The following is a 17,684-nucleotide window of genomic DNA, read 5'->3' as shown; positions in this document are numbered from 1 at the left end:
ATGACCGCAGCTCCGGAGATCGGCTCGATCGCCGTCGGCGACATCGTCGCCGAGCGCTCCTTCCCGCTCACCCGCGACTCGCTCGTCCGGTACGCCGGCGCGTCGGGCGACTTCAACCCCATCCACTACCGCGACGACATCGCGCGCGCCGTCGGCCTGCCCGGCGTGCTCGCCCACGGCATGCTCACCATGGGCTTCGCGGTGCAGCCGGTCGTCGACTGGGCGGGCGACCCCGCCCGCGTGGTCGACTACCAGGTGCGCTTCACCCGCCCGGTGGTCGTCGACCCCGAGATCGGCGCCGTCGTCGCCGTCATCGCGAAGCTGGGCCAGCTCGACGAGGCCGCGTCGGTCGCCCGCATCGACCTCACCGTGAAGGTCGGCGAGGAGACCGTGCTCGGCAAGGCCCAGGTGCGCGTGCAGCTCTGATGGGCGACGTGCGTTTCTCCGACCTCACGACCCTGCAGGTCGGCGGCCCCATCGGGCGGCTCGTCACCGCCACCACGCAGCGCGATCTCGTCGACCTCGCGACCGCGGCGTGGCACGACGGCGAGCGCTGGCTGGCGCTCGGAGGCGGCTCCAACCTGCTCGTCGGCGACGACGGCTTCGACGGCACGGTCATCCGCATCCTCACCCGCGGCATCGAGGTGCTGTCCGACGCCCCCACCGGGTCCGTGCGGGTGCGCGTCCAGGCCGGCGAGACCTGGGACGACCTGGTCGCCTGGTCGGTCGCGCAGGGCTTCTCGGGTCTCGAGGCGCTCTCCGGCATCCCGGGGTCGGTCGGTGCCGCGCCCGTGCAGAACATCGGGGCCTACGGCCAGGAGCTCGAGGCGTCGCTCGTCGCCGTCGAGTTCCTCGACGAGGGCGCAGACGCCCCCCGCCGGATGCCGGCCGACGAGCTGGAGCTCGGCTACCGCACCTCCGTGCTGAAGCGCGGACTCGCCGGCATCGTGGTCTCCGTCGAGCTCGAACTGCACGACACGGCCGGCGAGCGCGCCGTGCTCGGCGAGGCCCTCGGCCAGCCGATCGCCTACGGGCAGCTCGCGCAGGCGCTCGGCGTGCAGCTCGGCGACCGGGTGCCGGTCGCCGCGGTCCGCGACGCGGTCCTCGGCCTGCGCCGCTCGAAGGGCATGGTGCTCGACGCCGACGACCGCGACTCGGTGAGCGCCGGGTCCTTCTTCACCAACCCCATCGTCACCGAGCGGGTCGCCCGAACCCTGCCCGGAGACGCCCCCCGCTGGTACCTCGAGCCCGACCGGCCCGACGAGGTCGTGCCCCTCGCCGCCCTCGCCAGTCAGAGCCCGCTCGACGCCTTCCTGGCGCATCAGGCGTCGGTCGAGGCATCCGAGGCCGTGGCGGTGGACGAACCGGCCGAGCCCCTCGTGAAGCTGTCGGCCGCGTGGCTGATCGAGCACGCCGGCATCCGCCGCGGGTTCGCGCTGCCCGGCTCGCGCGCCGCGATCTCGTCGAAGCACACCCTCGCCCTCACGAACCGCGGCGGCGCGACCGCTCGCGATGTGGCGGAGCTCGCCCGATTCGTGCAGGGGCGCGTGCAGGCGGAGTTCGGCATCGTGCTGCACCCCGAGCCGGTGCTCGTCGACCTCGAGCTGTAGGACGCGGTCAGCCGCGCCCAGCGCTCGGCCGGTACACCTCGAGCGCGGCGGGGACGATCGAGATCGTGGTCCGATAGCCGGGGCCGGGAGCCGCTTCGGCGGCCTCCGCGGTCTCCTTCAGCGCGACCTCGCCGTCGTGGGCGAAGCCCGGCGGCTGCCCGTGCCGCGGGCGCACGACGACCTCGATCGACTCGGTCTCGAACGTCTCGATGCGCCGCGGCAGCACGCGCAGGGTCCGGAGCACGGCGCTGGTGCGGCGTCCGAAGGCGAGGGATGCCGCGGCCCTGGTGCGCGACCCGGCCCGGAGCAGGCGCACGTCGAGCACGCCGCCGTCGAGCCGGCGCCGCTGCAGGGGCGCCGGGGTTCCGGGATCGTTCGGCCCGATGCCGACGAACAGGGTCCACACCTCTGCGGTCCGCCCGTCGATGACGATGCGCACGGGATCGGATCGCCGCAGCACCCGCGCGGCGGCCATCACGGCGGCGACCCATTTGCCGAGCTTCGGCTGCAGCCGTTCGCGCACGGCGACGAAGTCGGGATAGACGCCGACCGACGCGGTGTTCAGGACGGTGATGGGCGCCTGGTCGCCGAAGCGCAGCTCGCCGACGTCCGCGCGCACGCCCTCGCCCCGCTGGAGCGCCTCGACGGCGAGCTCGGGCGTGGACGCGCCGGCGGTACGCGCGAAGTGGTTGAACGTGCCGCCGGGGACCACGAGGAGCGGCACGCCCGCTTCGCGGGCGACGTGCGCCACGGCCGCGACGGTGCCGTCGCCGCCGCAGACGCCGAGGATGCGAGGGGGATTCGGCCGGGCTAGCGCCGTCCGCGCGATGTCGGCGGGGTCCTCGTCGTCGAGGCGGTGCAGCTCCGCCTGCGGAAGACGGTCCTCGAGCACGCGGACCGGGTCGGCGCGGACGACGCTCGTCCCCGAGGACGGATTCACGACGATGAACACGCCCTCGCCGTCGGGTGAGGCTGGGAGCGCGCAGTCCTCCCCGGTCGGTGCCGGCTCGGTCGGCGCCGGCCGGGCCCCGCCGGAGGCCGCGCGGCGACCGCGACCCGGCCGGGCGACGACGGCTCCCGCACCCGCGACCGCCGCGCCGAGGGCGAGGCCGCCCGCGACGTCGGAGAGCCAGTGCGCGCCGACGTGGAGTCGGGAGTACCCGACCCCGAGCGAGAGCGGCGCGATCACGGCGCCGAGCCGGGGATCCTCGATGGCGACGCCCACGGCGAAGGCGCCCGCACTCGCCGAATGCCCCGACGGGAAGGCGGCCGAAGACGGCTGCTTCGGCAGTCGCCGGCGCAGCGGCACCTCCTCGAGGATCGGCCGGTCGCCGCCGAACCAGCGCTTGGCGATGAGGTTCGCGATGGCGCTCGCGGCGAGCAGGGAGAGGAGCCCTCGGGCGGCGGCCCGGCGCCGACCGGTCACCGCGAGGACGCCCGACAGGGTCCACCAGAGGATGCCTCGATCGGCGAAGCCCGTCACCGTCGACCAGAACCGGTCGGCGAGCGAGTGGGTGCGCCGGGTGTTCACGGCCCGGGCGGCTCGCGTGTCGAGCCGGCGGACCCAGGCCGGCAGGAGCCGGGTGCGCTGGATGGCGGTGCGGATCGCCGAAGCCATGCGTCCAGGGTACGGGTCGGAACGCGCGGGACGCGGAGGCCGACGGTCCGTCAGAGGAGCCCGAGCTCCATCGCGAGCGTCACGGCCCTGGTGCGGTCGCCCACCCCGAGCTTCTCGAACACGTGGCCGAGGTGCGTCTTCACGGTCGCCTCGCCGAGATGCAGCGCGCGCGCGATCTCGGGGTTCGAGCGGCCGTCGGCGACGAGTCGCAGCACCTCGAGCTCGCGAGGCGACAGCGCCGGGCGCGGGGCATCCGCCTCGTCGCGCACCCGCCGCACGAGCTTCGCCGCGATCGATGGCGCGAGCACCGTCTCGCCCGCGGCGACGGCGCGCACCCCCGCGAGGATCTCCTCCTGCGGCGCCGCCTTCAACAGGTAGCCGCTCGCGCCCGCCTCGATCGCGGGCAGCAGATCGTCGTCGGTGTCGTACGTCGTCAGCACGAGCACCCGCGCCCCGCCGGCGGCGACGATCCGCCGGGTCGCCTCGGCGCCGCCGAGCACCGGCATCCGGAGGTCCATCAGCACGAGGTCGGGTCGCTCCGATTCGGCGAGCCGCACGGCGGCGTCTCCGTCGGCCGCCTCGCCGACGACCTCGATGCCGCCCGCTGTCTCGAGCAGGCCGACGATGCCGGCCCGCACGATGGGGTGGTCGTCGGCGACGACGACGCGGATCGGATGCCCCGCGCCCCGGCCGTTCCCCGTCTCACTCATCGGTCGCTCCCTCCGGCCGGCTGACCGGCACCTCCACCTCGAGTCGGGCGCCGCCGCCCGGTGCGGGCCCGAACGAGACCCGCCCGCCCACGAGGGCCACCCGGTCGCGCATGCCCGAGAGGCCGAAGCCGCCGCGCTCGCCCGCGCGCCGCACGTCGCCGGGGCCGGCCCCGTCGTCCTCGACGACGAGCCGCACACCGTCGTCGCGGCGCACCACCTCGATCGCGGCGGAGCGCGCCCGCGCGTGCTTCCGGACGTTGGCGAGCCCCTCCTGCGCGGAGCGGAGCAGTACCACCTCGAGCTCGCGGCCGAGGCCCGGGGCATCCGACCGCACCGTCACGCGCACACCGGTCTCGCGCTCGAACGCGGACGCCAGCCGGCCGAGGGCGTCGGCGAGCGTCGTGTCGACGGCCATGGGGGTGAGCGCGGCGACGAGCCCGCGCGCCTCGGTCAGCGCCTCGCGCGCCATGTCCTCGATGAGCGCCACGTCCTCGCGCGCCGCCGCCGCTTCCGGCTCGTCGAGCGGGGCGAGCCGGTTGCCGGCGCGCTGGGCGACCATCACGAGCCCAGTGAGGCTCTGCGCGATGGTGTCGTGGATCTCACGCGCGACCCGGCCCCGCTCCTCGGTGACGCCCGCGTCGCGGTGCATCGCCGCGAGCTCGCCCTGTGCGGCCTGCAGCTCGGCGAGCAGCTGGGCGCGTTCGTCGCCGATCTCGGCGATGCGGGTGATCCAGAGGCCGAGTGCGAGGCTGAAGCCGAGCGAGAGCGCCGCGACGCCGAGGCCGGGCGGCAGGCCCGCCATGCCCGAGTGCGCCACATTGCCGACGACGATCGAGCTGGCGAACGCGATGTTGCCGGCGATCGCCTGCCTGGTGCTCGCCGCCGTGATCCACAGGAACGGGTAGCCGAAGGCCTGCAGGATCGCGAACGACGGCTCGAAGGCGTTGCCGACGGCGGCCAGCGCCGTGAGGAGGATCGTGATGACGACGTGGTGGCGCGGGTCGTCGCTGCCGATGCGCCCGCGGAGATACACCGCGTACACGACCAGGAAGGCGGCCGAAGTCGCCCAGAGGCCCCAGTCGGACGGGCCGTAGGGCGGGTCGACGAGGCTCAGCAGCACGGTGACGACGGCCACCGCGACGGCGGCCAGGTCCCACCACCGGCGGTTCAGCATGTCGTCATGCTCTCACGCGCCCGGGCCCGGCTGCGGGGCCCGGGCGCGAGCCGGCGGGGCTGGCCGGCGGCGACTGCCGGAGGCATCCGTCACGCGTCGCGCCGGATCCAGCGGAACGTGAGCCGGCTCACGATCAGCCCCACGACGAGCCAGACGAGCAGCCACACCGCGACCCAGCCGAGGTCCCAGCTGCCGTGCTGCTCCAGGGCGGCGAAGTCCTCCGGCAGGAACGCGGCCCGCATGCCCTGCGCCATCCACTTGAGCGGGAACAGGGAGGCGACGTTCTGCATCCACTCCGGCAGCATCGAGAACTGCAGGTAGACGCCCGAGATGAACTGCAGCACCAGCACGATCGGGATCACGACCGCCGTGGCCGACTTGCCGCTGCGCGGCAGGGCCGACAGGGCGATGCCGAGGAGGGCCGAGGTCGTGATGCCGAGCACGAACACCCAGGCGAACGTGAGCCACGCCTCGGGCTCGGTCGGCAGGGCGATGCCGAACACCGTGGCCGCGGCGACGAGGAGCAGGGCCGCCTGCAGCGCGCCCGTGACGAACACCTGGCCGATCTTGCCCAGGAAGTACGACACGGGTGAGAGCGGCGTGCCCCCGAGTCGCTTCAGCGTGCCGTCGCTCTTCTCGGTCGCGATGTCCACGGCGAGGTTCTGCACTCCCGAGAGAAGCAGTCCGGCGGCCAGCATGCCGGGCAGGTAGTACGCACCGACGCTCACCTGCGACCCCGTCGGCCCGAGGTCGCCCTGCGAGCTGAACGCGGCGGTGAAAATGCCGAGCATGATGAGCGGGAACAGGAACGTGAAGAACACCGCGTCGAGCGAGCGGAAGTAGCCCTTCGTCTCGTAGCCGATGCGGGCGATGCCGACGGCGACGCGGTTCGGGCGGATGCCTCCGCCTCCGGCGCGCGGGCCCGCCGGTCGGGCGGCGGCTCCGCGCGGCTCGGGGCGGCTCGGGGTAGTCGGGGTGGTCGTGGTCATGCGCGGGCCTCCTCGGCGTCGATCGCGGTGGTCGCCTCGGCGCCGACGAGGCCGAGGTAGAGGTCTTCGAGGCTCGGCCGGATGACCTCGAGCTCGGCCGGCTCGCTCGGCGTGCCGGCGCCCGCGCCCGTGCCGGCGGCTGCGCCTGCGCCGTCGCCCGCGACCAGCGAGGCCACGAGCCGCGCGGGCTCGGTGGTGCGCTCTTGGTGCAGGCGCCCGTCGGGGCCCCGCCAGCGCACGATCGGCACGCGGGCCGCGGCGCCGCCGAGCTCGTCGATCGGCCCCACGTCCACGAGCCTCCCGTCGACGATGACCCCCGCCCGATCGCCGAGCTGCGCCGCCTCGTCGAGGTAGTGGGTCGTCAGCACGATCGTCGTGCCCTCCGCCTTCAGCCGGCGGATGAGGCCCCAGAACTCCCGCCGCGCCTCCGGGTCGAACCCGGTGGTGGGCTCGTCGAGGAAGAGCAGCTCGGGCCGCCCGACGATGCCGAGCGCGACGTCGACGCGCCGCCGCTGGCCGCCGGAGAGCTTCCCGATGCGGGTGCCGGCCTGCTGCTCGAGGCCGACCGCGGCGATGACCTCGTCGACGTCGCGCGGATGGGGGTAGAAGCCGGCGAAGTGGCGCAGCTGCTCGCGGACGCTGAACTGGCCGGACTCGCCGCTGGACTGCAGCACGATGCCGAGTCGCGCCTTCCAGTCGAGGCCGCCGTGCTGCGGGTCGACGCCGAGCACGGCGACGTCGCCCGAGGTCCGGGTGCGGTATCCCTCGAGGATCTCGACCGTGGTCGACTTGCCGGCGCCGTTCGGCCCGAGCAGGGCGAACGTCTCGCCGCGGTGGATGTCGAGGTCGAGGCCGTCGACCGCGTGACGGTGCCCGTAGGTCTTGCGGAGCGCTCGGATGCGCACGGCGGGGGTGGAGTCGGTGGGATGCATGCTCCGAGCCTCCCGGTTCGTGCGGCCGGGCGGCAGCCGTCGACCGGATGGTTCCGGCATCCCCCGATCGGCGGATGGTCGGAGGCTCAGTCGACGAGCGCCGCCAGCCGTCGCTCGAGGTATCGGCGTTCGGGAGCGGTCGGAGCGAGCGCGATCGCGCGGGCGTACTGGGCTGCTGCGGCCCCCGGCTCGCCGGCGCGGCGATGCAGGTCGGCGAGCGCGGCGGGCAGCAGATGGTAGCCCGCCAGCCGGCCCGTGCGTTCGAGCTCCCGGAGGTCGTGGAGCCCGCGCTCGGGGCCGTGGGCGAGCCCGCGTGCGATCGCGCGGTTCAGCTCGACGAAGGGCGACGGCGAGACCGTGTGCAGCTCGTCGTACCAGCGGGCGATCGCCGGCCAGTCCGTCGCCGCCGCGTCGGCGGCCCGGGCGTGCACGCCCTGGATCTCCGCCTGGATCCGGTACGGACTCCGCGGTGCCGGCGTCGCGGGGAGCGTCTCGAGCAGGGCGAGCCCTTCGGCGAGCTCGTCGGCCTGCCAGGCCGAGCGGTCCTGGTCCTCCAGCGCCACCAGGTCGCCGCGTTCGTCGGTGCGGGCGTCGGCGCGGGCGTGCTGCAGCAGCATCAGGGCGAGGAGGCTCCGCACGTCCTCCTCGGCGGGCAGCAGACCCGCCACGAGCCGGGTGAGCCGGATCGCCTCGCCCGCGAGGTCGAGGCGTTGCAGCCGGTCGCCGGAGGACGCGAGATAGCCCTCGTTCCAGATCAGGTAGAGCACGGCGAGCACGCCGTTCAGCCGTTCGGGCAGGTCGGCGGGCGATGGCACGCGGTAGGGGATGCCGGCGTGCGCGATCTTGCGCTTGGCGCGCACGATCCGCTGGGCCATCGCGGGCTCGGCGACGAAGAACGCCCGCGCGATCTCTGCGGTCTCGAGGCCGCCCACCGTGCGCAGGGTGAGGGCCACCCGCGAGGGCATCGGCAGCGCGGGATGGGCGCAGGTGAACACGAGACGCAGCCGATCGTCCTGCAGCGGCTCGCCGGCGTCGGCGACGAGGTCGGCGGGGTCGGGCGGGCCCGAGAGCCGGCCCTCCGCCTCGGCGTCGGCGAGCCAGTCGCGCACCTTCCCCGCCTCCACACCGGCCCGGCGGAGCCGGTCGAGCGCGAGATTCCGGGCCGTCGTCGTGAGCCACGCGCCGGGGGTGCGAGGCACACCGTCGCGCGGCCACGTCGCGGCTGCCCGCTCGAAGGCCCCCGCTGCTGCCTCCTCCGAGACATCCCAATCACCGGTCACTCGGATCAGGGTGGCGAGGATCCGCGCCCATTCCCCCTCGAACGCGCGGCGGAGCGCCGCCCCGACCTCGGGCGGGAGCCCGGGCCCGGGCGGCGTTCCGTTCGGCATGCGGCTCAGCGGCTCGCGGCTCAGCGGCCCGCCGCCGCGAGGGCGGCGAGGGCCTCGTCGGCGCTCGGCTCGAGCCGCACGTCGCGCACCTCGACCTCGTGCTCGAGCCGTGCGACGTGGTCGCCGTGCTCGTCGAACGGCCAGAGCGGCCGGAGCTCGAGCACGCCGCCACGCGCCATCGGATGCTTCGACGCGACCTCGATCGCCTCGGCGAGGTCGCGCACTTCGAGCAGGTCGAAGCCCGCAACCCACTCCTTCGCCTCGACGAACGGCCCGTCGGCGACGAGCACCTCGCCGTCGCGGCGCCGCACGTAGGTCGCATCGGCCGGAGGGCGCAGCACGTCGCCGAACAGGCGGGCGCCGCGCGCATCCATCTCGCTCACCCAGGCCTCGGGATCGCCGTCGCCGTCTGCCTCGCCCGTCGGCGAGGAGATGACGAGGAGCAGGTAGCGCCGTCCGCGCACCGGACGGTCGGCGAGGTCGCGGGGCACGACCCGCGCGCCCGGCTCGGCGCCGGGCCACTGCATGAAGGGCCGCACCTCGACGCGGGCGAACCGTGCCGCCGGATGCCTCGACGCGATCTCGATCGCCTCGTCGAGGTCGGCGACGTCGATGATGTCGAAGCCGCCGATCGACTCCTTCGCCTCGCTGAACGGCCCGTCGGTGACGAGCAGCTCGCCGCCCCGCACCCGCACCGTGGTGGCGTCGACCTCCGGCCGCAGGCGTTCGCCGTACTCGGAGACGCCTCGGGCCTCGAGGTCGTCGACCCAGGCGCCGATGTCGTCCTGAGCGGGGTCGTAGGGCTGCGGGTCGTCGCCCTCGGCGTACAACAGCGCGTATTCCATGGTGGAATCCTCTCTCTCGGTCACGCTACGCAGGCACGACGAACGGCGGAAGCCCGTTTCGACATCGGCGCGTCCGGATGTCAGGGGACGGGAGCCGGGGGCGGCACCACGGTCAGTGCGACGCCCGTCTGGGTCGCGAGTTCGGTGAGGGAGGCCGACGCCCCGGCGGGCGTCTCGGGGAGCAGCTCGACCGTGATGCCGGCGTCGTCGACGGTGACGCTGCCGGTGCCGAGCTCGTCGGCGAGCTCGATGATCGGGATGAACGGGTCGAGGTCGGCCTCCGCGGAAAGACGTACGGTGAGCCACACGTCGTCGGGCAGGACCTCATCGCGGTTCTCGTCCCATTCACCCTCGAACTCGAGCCCCACCCCTGGCAGGTGCGCGCGGAGGGTTCGGACGGCGTCGACCAGTCGGCTCCGGTCGGTCGACGAGGTCGACACCCAGGCGGGTCCGTCGGCGGGGCGGTCGAGCGAGACGTTGAACCTCCCCTGGTAGCCGGGGCGGAGCTCCTGCATCGCGGCGCTCGCGCGGGCGAAGTCGACCATGCCTCGTTCGGCGATGCATGCGACGCCGGCGGACGGCCGGTGGACGTTCAGCACGGCGCCCGGCGTGAAGAGGTCGTCCTCGGTCGTGACGGTGAGCATCGACAGCGCGACCTCCTTCGCGCAGGTCTCCTGGGCGATCCGCCGGGCGTCGGCCTCGCTGAGGGAAGCTTCGACCACGATCTCCAGCCGATGCTCCGCCGGCATGAGGGTGCCGCCACCGACGTCGTACGTGACCGCGAGGACGCCCTCGAGCCCTTCGAGCCGGCCGACGAGATCGCGGTGGTCCGGCCACTGACCCGCGCAGCCGGAGAGGAGGGCGGCGGCGGCGGCGAGGCTCACGACGAACGCGGCGGTCGATCGAACACGCATCCCCGCATCCTGCCACGGCGGCGTGGCGGTGCCGCTCAGCGGGGGAGCACGAGCGAGATGCCGAGCGCGATCATCACGACGGCGATGATCGCGTCGAGAACGCGCCAGGCGCGGGGGCTGGTCAGCACGCGGCCCAGCAGGCGCGCGCCGTAGGCGAGCGCGAAGAACCAGATGAGGGATGCCGCGCCCGCCCCGAGCGCGAACGCCCAGCGCCCGTCGCCGTGCGTGTTCGCGACCGAGCCGAGGAGGAACACGGTGTCGAGGTACACGTGCGGGTTCAGCCAGGTGAGCGCGAGGCAGGTCCCGATGACCGCGGCGAGTCCCCGGCCCCGCTGTGCATGCGCCGGATGCCCGGCGGCGACAGCCGCCGAGGTGACGCGAACCTTGGTTCCCGGGCGACCTGACGCGCCGTCCGCGTCGCCTCGCGCGGCGGAGGGGCTGGGCGAGGCCGGGGCGGCGGGGGAGGCATCGGAGGCGGAGGTCGCGAGGGCGGCGGCATCCGCCTCGGCCGCTTCGCGGACCTCGAGCGCCTCGCCGCTCGGCCGCCAGGCGCGACGTGCCGCGAGCAGTCCGTATCCGACGAGGAACGCGGCGCCGACCCAGCGCACCACGTCGACGAGCCACGGCACCGCGTCCAGCACCGCGCCGATGCCGGAGACGCCGACGACGATGAGCACGAGGTCGGAGACGGCGCACACCGCGGCTACGGCGAAGACATGCTCGCGCCGGATCCCCTGGCGCAGCACGAACACGTTCTGCGCCCCGATGGCGATGATGAGCGAGAGTCCGAGGCCGAGACCCGCCGCGACGGAGGAGAGATCCACGCCTGGAACGCTAGCCGCACCTTCGAATGAAGCCCAGTTCAGAATTCTGCATCACCATTAGCATTGCTGAAGATGGAGATTCCGCTCGAACTCGCCCGCACCCTCGCCGCCGTGGTGACCGAGGGCACGTTCGACGCGGCCTCGCGCGTGCTCCAGATCACGCCGTCGGCCGTGTCGCAGCGGATCAAGGCCCTCGAGCACCAGCTCGGCCGCGTGCTGCTCGTGCGGTCGAAGCCGGTGCGGCCCACCGACGCGGGCGCCGTCGTCGTGCGACTCGCCCGGCAGCTCGCGCTGCTCGAACACGACGCCCTCGCCGAGTTCGGCTTCGAGGCCGCCGCCGACCGTCCCGCCTCCATCCCGCTCGCGGTGAACGCCGACACGCTCGGCACGTGGATCCTCCCGGCGCTCGCACGGCTCGCGGCGGAGCATCCCGTCGTCTTCGACCTGCACCGCGACGACCAGGACTTCACCGCCGAGCTGCTCGAGTCGGGCACCGTGATGGCGGCCGTCACCTCGCAGTCGGCCCCCGTCGCCGGCTGCATCGCGCGACCGCTCGGCGTCATGCGCTACCGAGCCGTCGCCACGCCGGAGTTCGCGGCGCGCTGGTGCCCGGCGGGAGCGACGCCCGCCGCGCTGTCGCGAGCGCCCGTCGTCGACTTCGACCGGCGCGACGACCTCCAGACCGGGTACCTGCGCTTCGTCGGAGCCGACGCCGCCGCGGCGCCCCGGCACTACGTGCCCGCGTCCAACGACTTCGCCGTCGCGGTGAAGCTCGGCCTCGGCTGGGGCATGCTGCCCGGCTTCCAATCGGCCGACGAGCTCGCCGCCGGCAGCCTCGTCCCGCTCGGCGGCCCGCCCATCGACGTGCCCCTGTACTGGCAGCAGTGGAACCTGCGCTCGCCGCTGCTCGAAGCGATCGCCGACGCGATCGTCGCGGAGGCGCGGCGCGCGCTCGACACGGTCGCCGCGTTCACCGGGTAGCCGGTCTTCGCGCCGAGGGCAAGCCCCTGCCGCCCGCCGACGTCATCGCGTTCACTGGGATCAGGCGGCGAACCCGCCTGGAAAGGAGTCTGAGATGGGTGCCGATGACCGCATGGAGAATGCCGGCGAAGACCTGAAGGGCAAGGCCAAGGAGGCCTGGGGCAAGCTCACCGACGACGAGAGGCTCGAGGCGGAGGGCAAGACCGACCAGGCCAAGTCCGACCTGAAGGACGCCGGCGAGGACGTCAAGGACGCCTTCAAGCACTGACCGACCGCGGGCTGTGCCCGCGATCGACGCATCCCGGCCGCCGGGGCGACCAGCTCGCCTCGGCGGCCGTTCGCGTGCGCGTCGCGCGTGGATCGACCCGGGAGCTCGCGCGGATCCCGCGCGCCCGACTCAGCCGAACAGTCGCTGCAGGCGCTGCACGCCCTCGAGCAGGGCGTCGTCGCCGAGGGCGTAGCTGAAGCGGAGGTACCCGGACGGGCCGAAGGCCTCGCCGGGAACGGCGGCCACCTCGGCCTGCTCGAGGATGAGGTCGGCGAGCTCGAGCGACGTGCTGGGCGTGATGCCGTTCCACTCGCGCCCCAGGAGGCCGGTGACGTCGGGGTAGACGTAGAACGCGCCCTGCGGGACGGGCACCGTGAAGCCGTCGATCTTCGAGAGCTCGGCGACGATGGTGCGCCGGCGCCGGTCGAAGGCGCGGCGCATCTGCTCGACCGGCTCCTGCGGCCCGGTGAGGGCGGCGAGGGCGGCGCGCTGGGAGATGTTCGACACGTTCGACGTGAGGTGCGACTGCAGGTTCGCCGCACCCTTGATGAGGTCGGCGGGGCCGACCATCCAGCCGAGCCGCCAGCCGGTCATCGCGTACGTCTTCGCGACGCCGTTGACGAGGATCGTCTGGTCGGCCAGTGCGGGCACGGCCTCGACGATGGAGACGGCATGGGGCGGGACGCCGTCGACGTCGTCGGCGTAGGTGAGGTTCTGGTAGATCTCGTCGGCGACGACGAAGATGCCGTGCTCGAGCGCCCACTCGCCGATGGCACGCACCTGCTCCTGGGCGTACACGGCGCCGGTCGGGTTCGACGGCGAGACGAACAGTAGCGCCTTCGTGCGCTCGGTGCGGGCGGCCTCGAGCTGGTCGACCGTGACGAGATAGCCCTGGTCGGCGCCGGCGAACACGTCGACCTGCCGGCCGCCGGCGAGCTTGATGGCCTCGGGGTAGGTGGTCCAGTAGGGCGTCGGCACGAGCACCTCGTCGCCGTCGTCGATCAGGGTCTGGAAGGCCTGGTAGACCGCCTGCTTGCCGCCGTTGGTCACGATGACCTGGCCGGCGGATGCCTCGAGCCCAGAGTCGCGCTTGGTCTTCGCCGCGATCGCCTCGCGCAGCTCGGGCAGGCCGGCGGCGGGCGTGTACCGGTGGTTGCGCGGGTCGCTGACGGCGGCCAGCGCCGCCTCGACGATGTGCTCGGGCGTGGCGAAGTCGGGCTCGCCGGCGGCGTAGGAGATCACGGGACGGCCCTCGGCCTGGAGGGCCTTCGCCTTCGCATCGACCTTGAGCGTGGCGGATTCGGCGATGGCGGCGATACGAGCGGACAGGCGCGGCTTCTCGGTCACGCTGACAGCCTACGGCGCGCGCCTCCCGCGTGACATCCGACGGATGCCGGCGACGGGGTATCCGCCTCATGCGGCGACGGGCGGGATGCCTCGCTCCCGCCCGTCGCACGTTCGGTCGTGCCCGGCCCCCTCCGGGCTGCGGGCTACTCGCCCGCGTCGACGGTGTCGATCGTCACGGCCACCTCGGGGTGGTCGCTGAAGACGCCGTCCATGCCGGCGTCGACGAACGCCCGGATCTCGCCCACGAGGTCGCCGGGGGCGCTCGGGTCGGTGCCGGAGCGGAACTCGGCGGGCAGGAACTGGTTCTCGAGCCGGAACGTCCAGCCGTGCACGGTGAGGCCCGCGGCGTGCGCGTCGGCGATGACCGGCTTCGGGGTGCCGAGCGTGCCGGCAGCGGTGCGCGGGATCATGACCGACTTCTCGAGGCCCACGCCGTCGGCGTAGGTCGCGATCTCGGCGAGCCCGGCGGGCGTGACGAGGTCGGCATACGTGCGCGGGTCGCCCGCCGCGGTGAAGTCGTACGGCCGGCCGGCGTTGCTCACGAGCTGTGCGAGGGAGACGTCGGTGAGGCCGTCGAGCTCACGCAGGTTGCCCACCTCGAAGCTCTGCACGATGACCGGCGCGTCCGCGCGGTCGAGCCCGTTCGCCTGCAGCGCGGCCACCAGCGGCTCCTCGAGCGACAGGCTGATCGAGTCGAAGTACGTCGGATGCTTCGTCTCGGGGTAGACGCCCACCTGGCGGCCGTCGCAGCTGACCGAGTGCCGGGCGAGGTCGATCACCTCGTCGAGCGTGGGGACCTGGTAGAGCCCGTCGTAGGCGGTGTTCGCCGGGCGGGTCTGCGGGAGGCGCTCCTTCGCGCGGAGCGTCTTCAGCTCGGCGAGGGTGAAGTCCTCGGTGAACCAGCCGGTGACGGCCGTGCCGTCGATCGTCTTGGTCGTCCTGCGTGCGGCGAACTCGGCCCGGGCCGCGACATCCGTCGTGCCCGAGATCTCGTTCTCGTGTCGGGCGACGAGCACGCCGTCCTTCGTGGCGACGACGTCGGGCTCGATGTAGTCCGCGCACTGCACGATCGCCTGCTCGTACGCGGCGAGCGTGTGCTCGGGGCGGTATCCGCTCGCGCCGCGGTGCCCGATGAGCGTCACGTCGGAGGGCTCGATCTTCGTCTTGTCGAGGTCGATGACGGCGAACTCGGTGTCGTCGGGCGTGCCGGGCACGCGGGCGTCGTTGCCGGGATAGTTGTTGTCGTTGCCGATGAGCAGCCGGCCGTCCTGCAGCCGCACGACGGTCTCGAACGACTGCACTGGCAGTGAGAACACCTCTCCCGTGCCGTAGCCGTCGCCCGAGCCGATGCCGTCGGGATTCGCGATGCGGAGCGCGTCGACGAGGAGCGACTTCTCGACGTACCCGTCGGCGTCGGTGCGGCGCAGGTCGATGTCGTAGACGCGCTTGGTGACCGCCTGCTCGCCCTCGAAGTCGTCGCGCTCGACGACGAGGAGCCGGTCCTGCTTCGCCAGGAAGGCATCGCCGATGACGTTGGCCTCCTGGTCGGTCTGGTAGCTCCAGGTGCGGTCGGTGTAGGCGCCGCTGCGGGTGTCGAACTCGCGGATCTCGCGTCGGCGCTGGTCGGGGTCGTCGACGAACGCGCCCTCGAGGATCGGGTAGAGGAAGCGGCCGTTCGCCGAGGCGGCGAGCGCCTCGAACCCGCGGCTCGCCCGCACTCGCGGCGTCTCGCCGGGCTGCAGCGTCGGGTTCTGCGGCGACTTCGCCCCGGGGAGCGACACGGGCGCCTCGAGGAGCGTGCCGTCGGCGTCGAAGTGCAGCAGGAACGGGCCGAACTCCTCGCCGACCCAGAACGTGCCGTCCTTGGCGCGCACGACCGATTCGATGTCGAAGTCGGCGCCGGTGAGCAGGCGCTCCTCGGTCGCCCCGTTCACGATGGGGAAATCGAGGACGTCGTTGCGGTCGTTGTACGAGATGAACCGCTCGACCGCGATGGCGCCGTCGCCGCCCTCGGCCGTCTGCCACGCCGGGCGGACGAGGTAGTTGCGCAGTAGGAAGTCGGCCGAGTTGCCCTTGCTGCCGAAGCCGTTGTCGGGCTGGGCCCAGAACGTGCCGTCGCCGTTGTCGATCATGGCGGAGAACCCGGGGATGACCTGGCCGGCCCAGGGCGCGGTGCGGCCGTTCGCGGGCGACGCCAGCGCGCCCGAGGCCGGTCCGGGCTCGAGGTGGTCGGCCGAGAGGGTGGCGCGCGCGACGAGCGTCGGCACGTGCGCCTGCACGAAGGGCGATCGGGATGCCTCGTCCGCGCCGGCTGCGAGCGCGGCCGAGGGCACGAGGGCGGTGGCCGCGGTCGCTGCCGCGACGGTCAGGGCGATGGCGAGCGGCATCCGTCGCCGCGTCTGCATTCGACTCATGCGCCCGAGCCAACCGGCGCAGGGCGGCGGGCCGGTGTCGGTCGGTCGACGGGTCGGCGTCGGATCGGTGAACGCCGGTGCCCCCGAACGGGGGACATGGCGCCTCAGAGGTCGCGCCTCAGAGGTTCTGGCCGATGTCCCACAGGCGGTCGGGCCGCCCGTCGATCGCCTCGGAGACGGCGAGAGCCTGGTCGTCGGAGAGCGAGGCGACGTAGTCGACGACCCCGCGGCCGACGCCGAGGCGTAGGACGTCGCCGGCGTCGGGGATGGGCACGCCGTCGGGGCGGGCGGCCCGCACGCGCGCGTAGCCGTCGGTGGCGAGCTCCACGAGCTCGCGGAGCCGCTGCGGCACGCGGTGGCGGTCGATGTCGTCGGTCACCCACGCGGTGAGGCCCTTGACCGCGCGGGTCAGCACCCGGCTGAGCCCGCGCTGGTACATGGCGATATCGGCGCGGTCGAGGATGAAGTGCCGGTGCACGAACTTCAGCACCTCCACCTCGTGCCAGGCGAGCCGGTCGAGGGTGACGAGACCCGTCCGCGCCTCGCCGGCCGGCGCCGGCACCACCGAGGTCTGCAGGTGCCCGATCCAGCGGTTCGTGAACGACGAGAGTGCGCGCTCGGAGGCGATCGACCCGTCGAACGGGATGGCCAGCAGGCCGTCGACGAGGTCGTCGGCCACCACGTCGACCGCCTCGGCGAAGGCGTCGTCGTCGGCGACCCACGGGTCGCTTCGACGGAGCTTGCGCCGAAGCCCCTCGAGCGCGGAGCCGGGCGGGGCCGAGCGCAGCAGCAGCGCCTCGTCGTCGAGCGAGCGCAGGTCCGCCGCGCCCTCGATCCAGCCGCGGAACTCGCGGGCCACGGCGCCCTGGCTGAGCAGCCCCGCGCGGTAGAAGTCGTCGACGTCGTGGATGGAGTACGCGATGTCGTCGGCGAGGTCCATGACCGAGCACTCGAGCGACTGCTCGAACGCCGGGAGCCCGCGCCGGGCGTCGGTCAGATCGACCGCGTCGAGGTCGTATGCCGAGAACTTCGCGACCTCGACCCCGCCGCCGACCCGGCGCATGCCGCGCGGCAGCGGCCCGGTGCCGAAGCCGCGCGTGTCCGCGAACCGCGTCCAGGGGTACTTCGCCACGGCCGCCCGCACTGCGGCGGTCAGGTTCAGCCCGTGCGGCGCCGACTCGGTCACGTCGAGCGCGGCGATGATGCGGTAGGTCTGCGCATTGCCCTCGAAGCCGTCGGCGAGGCCCAGAGTCTCGCGCGCCAGCCGGTCGAGCACGCGCTCGCCCAGGTGCCCGAACGGCGGGTGCCCGAGATCGTGCGCGCTCGCCGCGGCCTGCACGACGACCGCGTCGCAGCCGTGCTCGAGCGCGAGGGGATATGCGGGGGAGGAGGCATCCGTGAGCCCCACCGCGATGGCGCGCGCCACCGCCGTCACCTTGATCGAGTGGGTCAGCCGGTTGTGGATCAGCGGACCCGCCCCGGGCTGGGCGATCACCTGCGTCACGGCGGAGAGCCGGGAGAAGTACGGCGAGAAGCGGATGCGCTCGAGATCGAGGCGGAACTGCGAGTGCTCGCCGACGACCTCGACGCTCCGCGTCGGCTCGGCGACGCGCCTGGCTGCGCGGTCGGCGGTCATCCGGCTCCCCTCGGTCGGCGGGCGTCGGCGACGG

Annotated in this window: 16 protein-coding genes; 4 read left to right on the top strand and 12 right to left on the bottom strand. The window is 73.7% G+C overall.

Annotated features, from left to right (window positions below; translation table 11 throughout):
- Both ABIQ69_RS14735 and ABIQ69_RS14730 read left to right on the top strand, forming a co-directional pair.
- Window positions 1-426 (top strand): MaoC family dehydratase, encoded by a 426-nt coding sequence (locus ABIQ69_RS14735; protein WP_350347880.1) that lies wholly within the window; start codon window positions 1-3, stop codon window positions 424-426.
- The gene (locus ABIQ69_RS14730; protein WP_350347879.1) at window positions 426-1,610 is read left to right on the top strand and encodes a UDP-N-acetylmuramate dehydrogenase; all 1,185 of its coding nucleotides are present in this window, start codon (window positions 426-428) and stop codon (window positions 1,608-1,610) included. The genes ABIQ69_RS14735 and ABIQ69_RS14730 overlap by 1 nt, the downstream gene beginning before the upstream one ends.
- A gap of 7 nt (window positions 1,611-1,617) precedes the next feature.
- Here the strand turns inward: ABIQ69_RS14730 and ABIQ69_RS14725 are convergent, their stop codons facing one another.
- The 9 genes from ABIQ69_RS14725 to ABIQ69_RS14685 form a co-directional block, all read right to left on the bottom strand.
- Complete coding sequence (locus ABIQ69_RS14725; RefSeq protein ID WP_350347878.1) at window positions 1,618-3,228, bottom strand: phosphatase PAP2 family protein; 1,611 nt, start codon at window positions 3,226-3,228, stop codon at window positions 1,618-1,620.
- Between the two features lie 50 nt (window positions 3,229-3,278).
- Window positions 3,279-3,938 carry a response regulator transcription factor gene (locus ABIQ69_RS14720; protein WP_350347877.1) on the bottom strand — a complete coding sequence of 220 codons (660 nt, stop codon included), beginning with the start codon at window positions 3,936-3,938 and terminating at the stop codon, window positions 3,279-3,281.
- A complete protein-coding gene (locus tag ABIQ69_RS14715) occupies window positions 3,931-5,112 on the bottom strand; it encodes a sensor histidine kinase (RefSeq protein WP_350347876.1) in 1,182 nt (393 codons plus the stop codon). Before ABIQ69_RS14715 ends, ABIQ69_RS14720 begins: the two co-directional genes overlap by 8 nt.
- An 89-nt stretch (window positions 5,113-5,201) precedes the next feature.
- Window positions 5,202-6,101 carry an ABC transporter permease gene (locus tag ABIQ69_RS14710; protein WP_350347875.1) on the bottom strand — a complete coding sequence of 300 codons (900 nt, stop codon included), beginning with the start codon at window positions 6,099-6,101 and terminating at the stop codon, window positions 5,202-5,204.
- Window positions 6,098-7,033 carry an ABC transporter ATP-binding protein gene (locus ABIQ69_RS14705; protein WP_350347874.1) on the bottom strand — a complete coding sequence of 312 codons (936 nt, stop codon included), beginning with the start codon at window positions 7,031-7,033 and terminating at the stop codon, window positions 6,098-6,100. Before ABIQ69_RS14705 ends, ABIQ69_RS14710 begins: the two co-directional genes overlap by 4 nt.
- 86 nt (window positions 7,034-7,119) lie before the next feature.
- A complete protein-coding gene (locus tag ABIQ69_RS14700) occupies window positions 7,120-8,421 on the bottom strand; it encodes a DUF6596 domain-containing protein (protein ID WP_350347873.1) in 1,302 nt (433 codons plus the stop codon).
- Between the two features lie 20 nt (window positions 8,422-8,441).
- Window positions 8,442-9,266, bottom strand: coding sequence for a YciI family protein (locus tag ABIQ69_RS14695; RefSeq protein ID WP_350347872.1), 825 nt, complete (start codon window positions 9,264-9,266; stop codon window positions 8,442-8,444).
- Between the two features lie 80 nt (window positions 9,267-9,346).
- Window positions 9,347-10,180, bottom strand: a complete 834-nt coding sequence (locus tag ABIQ69_RS14690) for a hypothetical protein (protein WP_350347871.1) — start codon at window positions 10,178-10,180, stop codon at window positions 9,347-9,349.
- A gap of 35 nt (window positions 10,181-10,215) precedes the next feature.
- Window positions 10,216-11,004 (bottom strand): LysE/ArgO family amino acid transporter, encoded by a 789-nt coding sequence (locus ABIQ69_RS14685; protein ID WP_350347870.1) that lies wholly within the window; start codon window positions 11,002-11,004, stop codon window positions 10,216-10,218.
- A 72-nt stretch (window positions 11,005-11,076) separates the two neighbouring features.
- Here ABIQ69_RS14685 and ABIQ69_RS14680 point away from each other — a divergent pair, with 72 nt between their 5' ends.
- Both ABIQ69_RS14680 and ABIQ69_RS14675 read left to right on the top strand, forming a co-directional pair.
- Complete coding sequence (locus tag ABIQ69_RS14680; protein WP_350347869.1) at window positions 11,077-11,985, top strand: LysR family transcriptional regulator ArgP; 909 nt, start codon at window positions 11,077-11,079, stop codon at window positions 11,983-11,985.
- Between the two features lie 94 nt (window positions 11,986-12,079).
- Window positions 12,080-12,253, top strand: coding sequence for a CsbD family protein (locus ABIQ69_RS14675; RefSeq protein WP_350347868.1), 174 nt, complete (start codon window positions 12,080-12,082; stop codon window positions 12,251-12,253).
- A gap of 129 nt (window positions 12,254-12,382) precedes the next feature.
- On the opposite strand, the gene ABIQ69_RS14670 is transcribed toward ABIQ69_RS14675, so the two are convergent.
- The 3 genes from ABIQ69_RS14670 to dgt form a co-directional block, all read right to left on the bottom strand.
- Window positions 12,383-13,600 carry a pyridoxal phosphate-dependent aminotransferase gene (locus tag ABIQ69_RS14670; protein ID WP_350347867.1) on the bottom strand — a complete coding sequence of 406 codons (1,218 nt, stop codon included), beginning with the start codon at window positions 13,598-13,600 and terminating at the stop codon, window positions 12,383-12,385.
- Window positions 13,601-13,743: 143 nt separating this feature from the next.
- Complete coding sequence (locus ABIQ69_RS14665; RefSeq protein ID WP_350347866.1) at window positions 13,744-16,014, bottom strand: esterase-like activity of phytase family protein; 2,271 nt, start codon at window positions 16,012-16,014, stop codon at window positions 13,744-13,746.
- Between the two features lie 118 nt (window positions 16,015-16,132).
- Window positions 16,133-17,650: a dGTP triphosphohydrolase gene (gene dgt / locus ABIQ69_RS14660; protein ID WP_350347865.1), complete on the bottom strand. Its 1,518-nt coding sequence runs from the start codon at window positions 17,648-17,650 to the stop codon at window positions 16,133-16,135.
- Window positions 17,651-17,684: the final 34 nt, after the last annotated feature.

The organism is Agromyces sp. G08B096 (assembly GCF_040267705.1).
Taxonomy (GTDB): domain Bacteria; phylum Actinomycetota; class Actinomycetes; order Actinomycetales; family Microbacteriaceae; genus Agromyces.
Note: the sequence above shows the minus strand (reverse complement) of the source record. Positions and strands in the feature narration are given on the sequence as shown.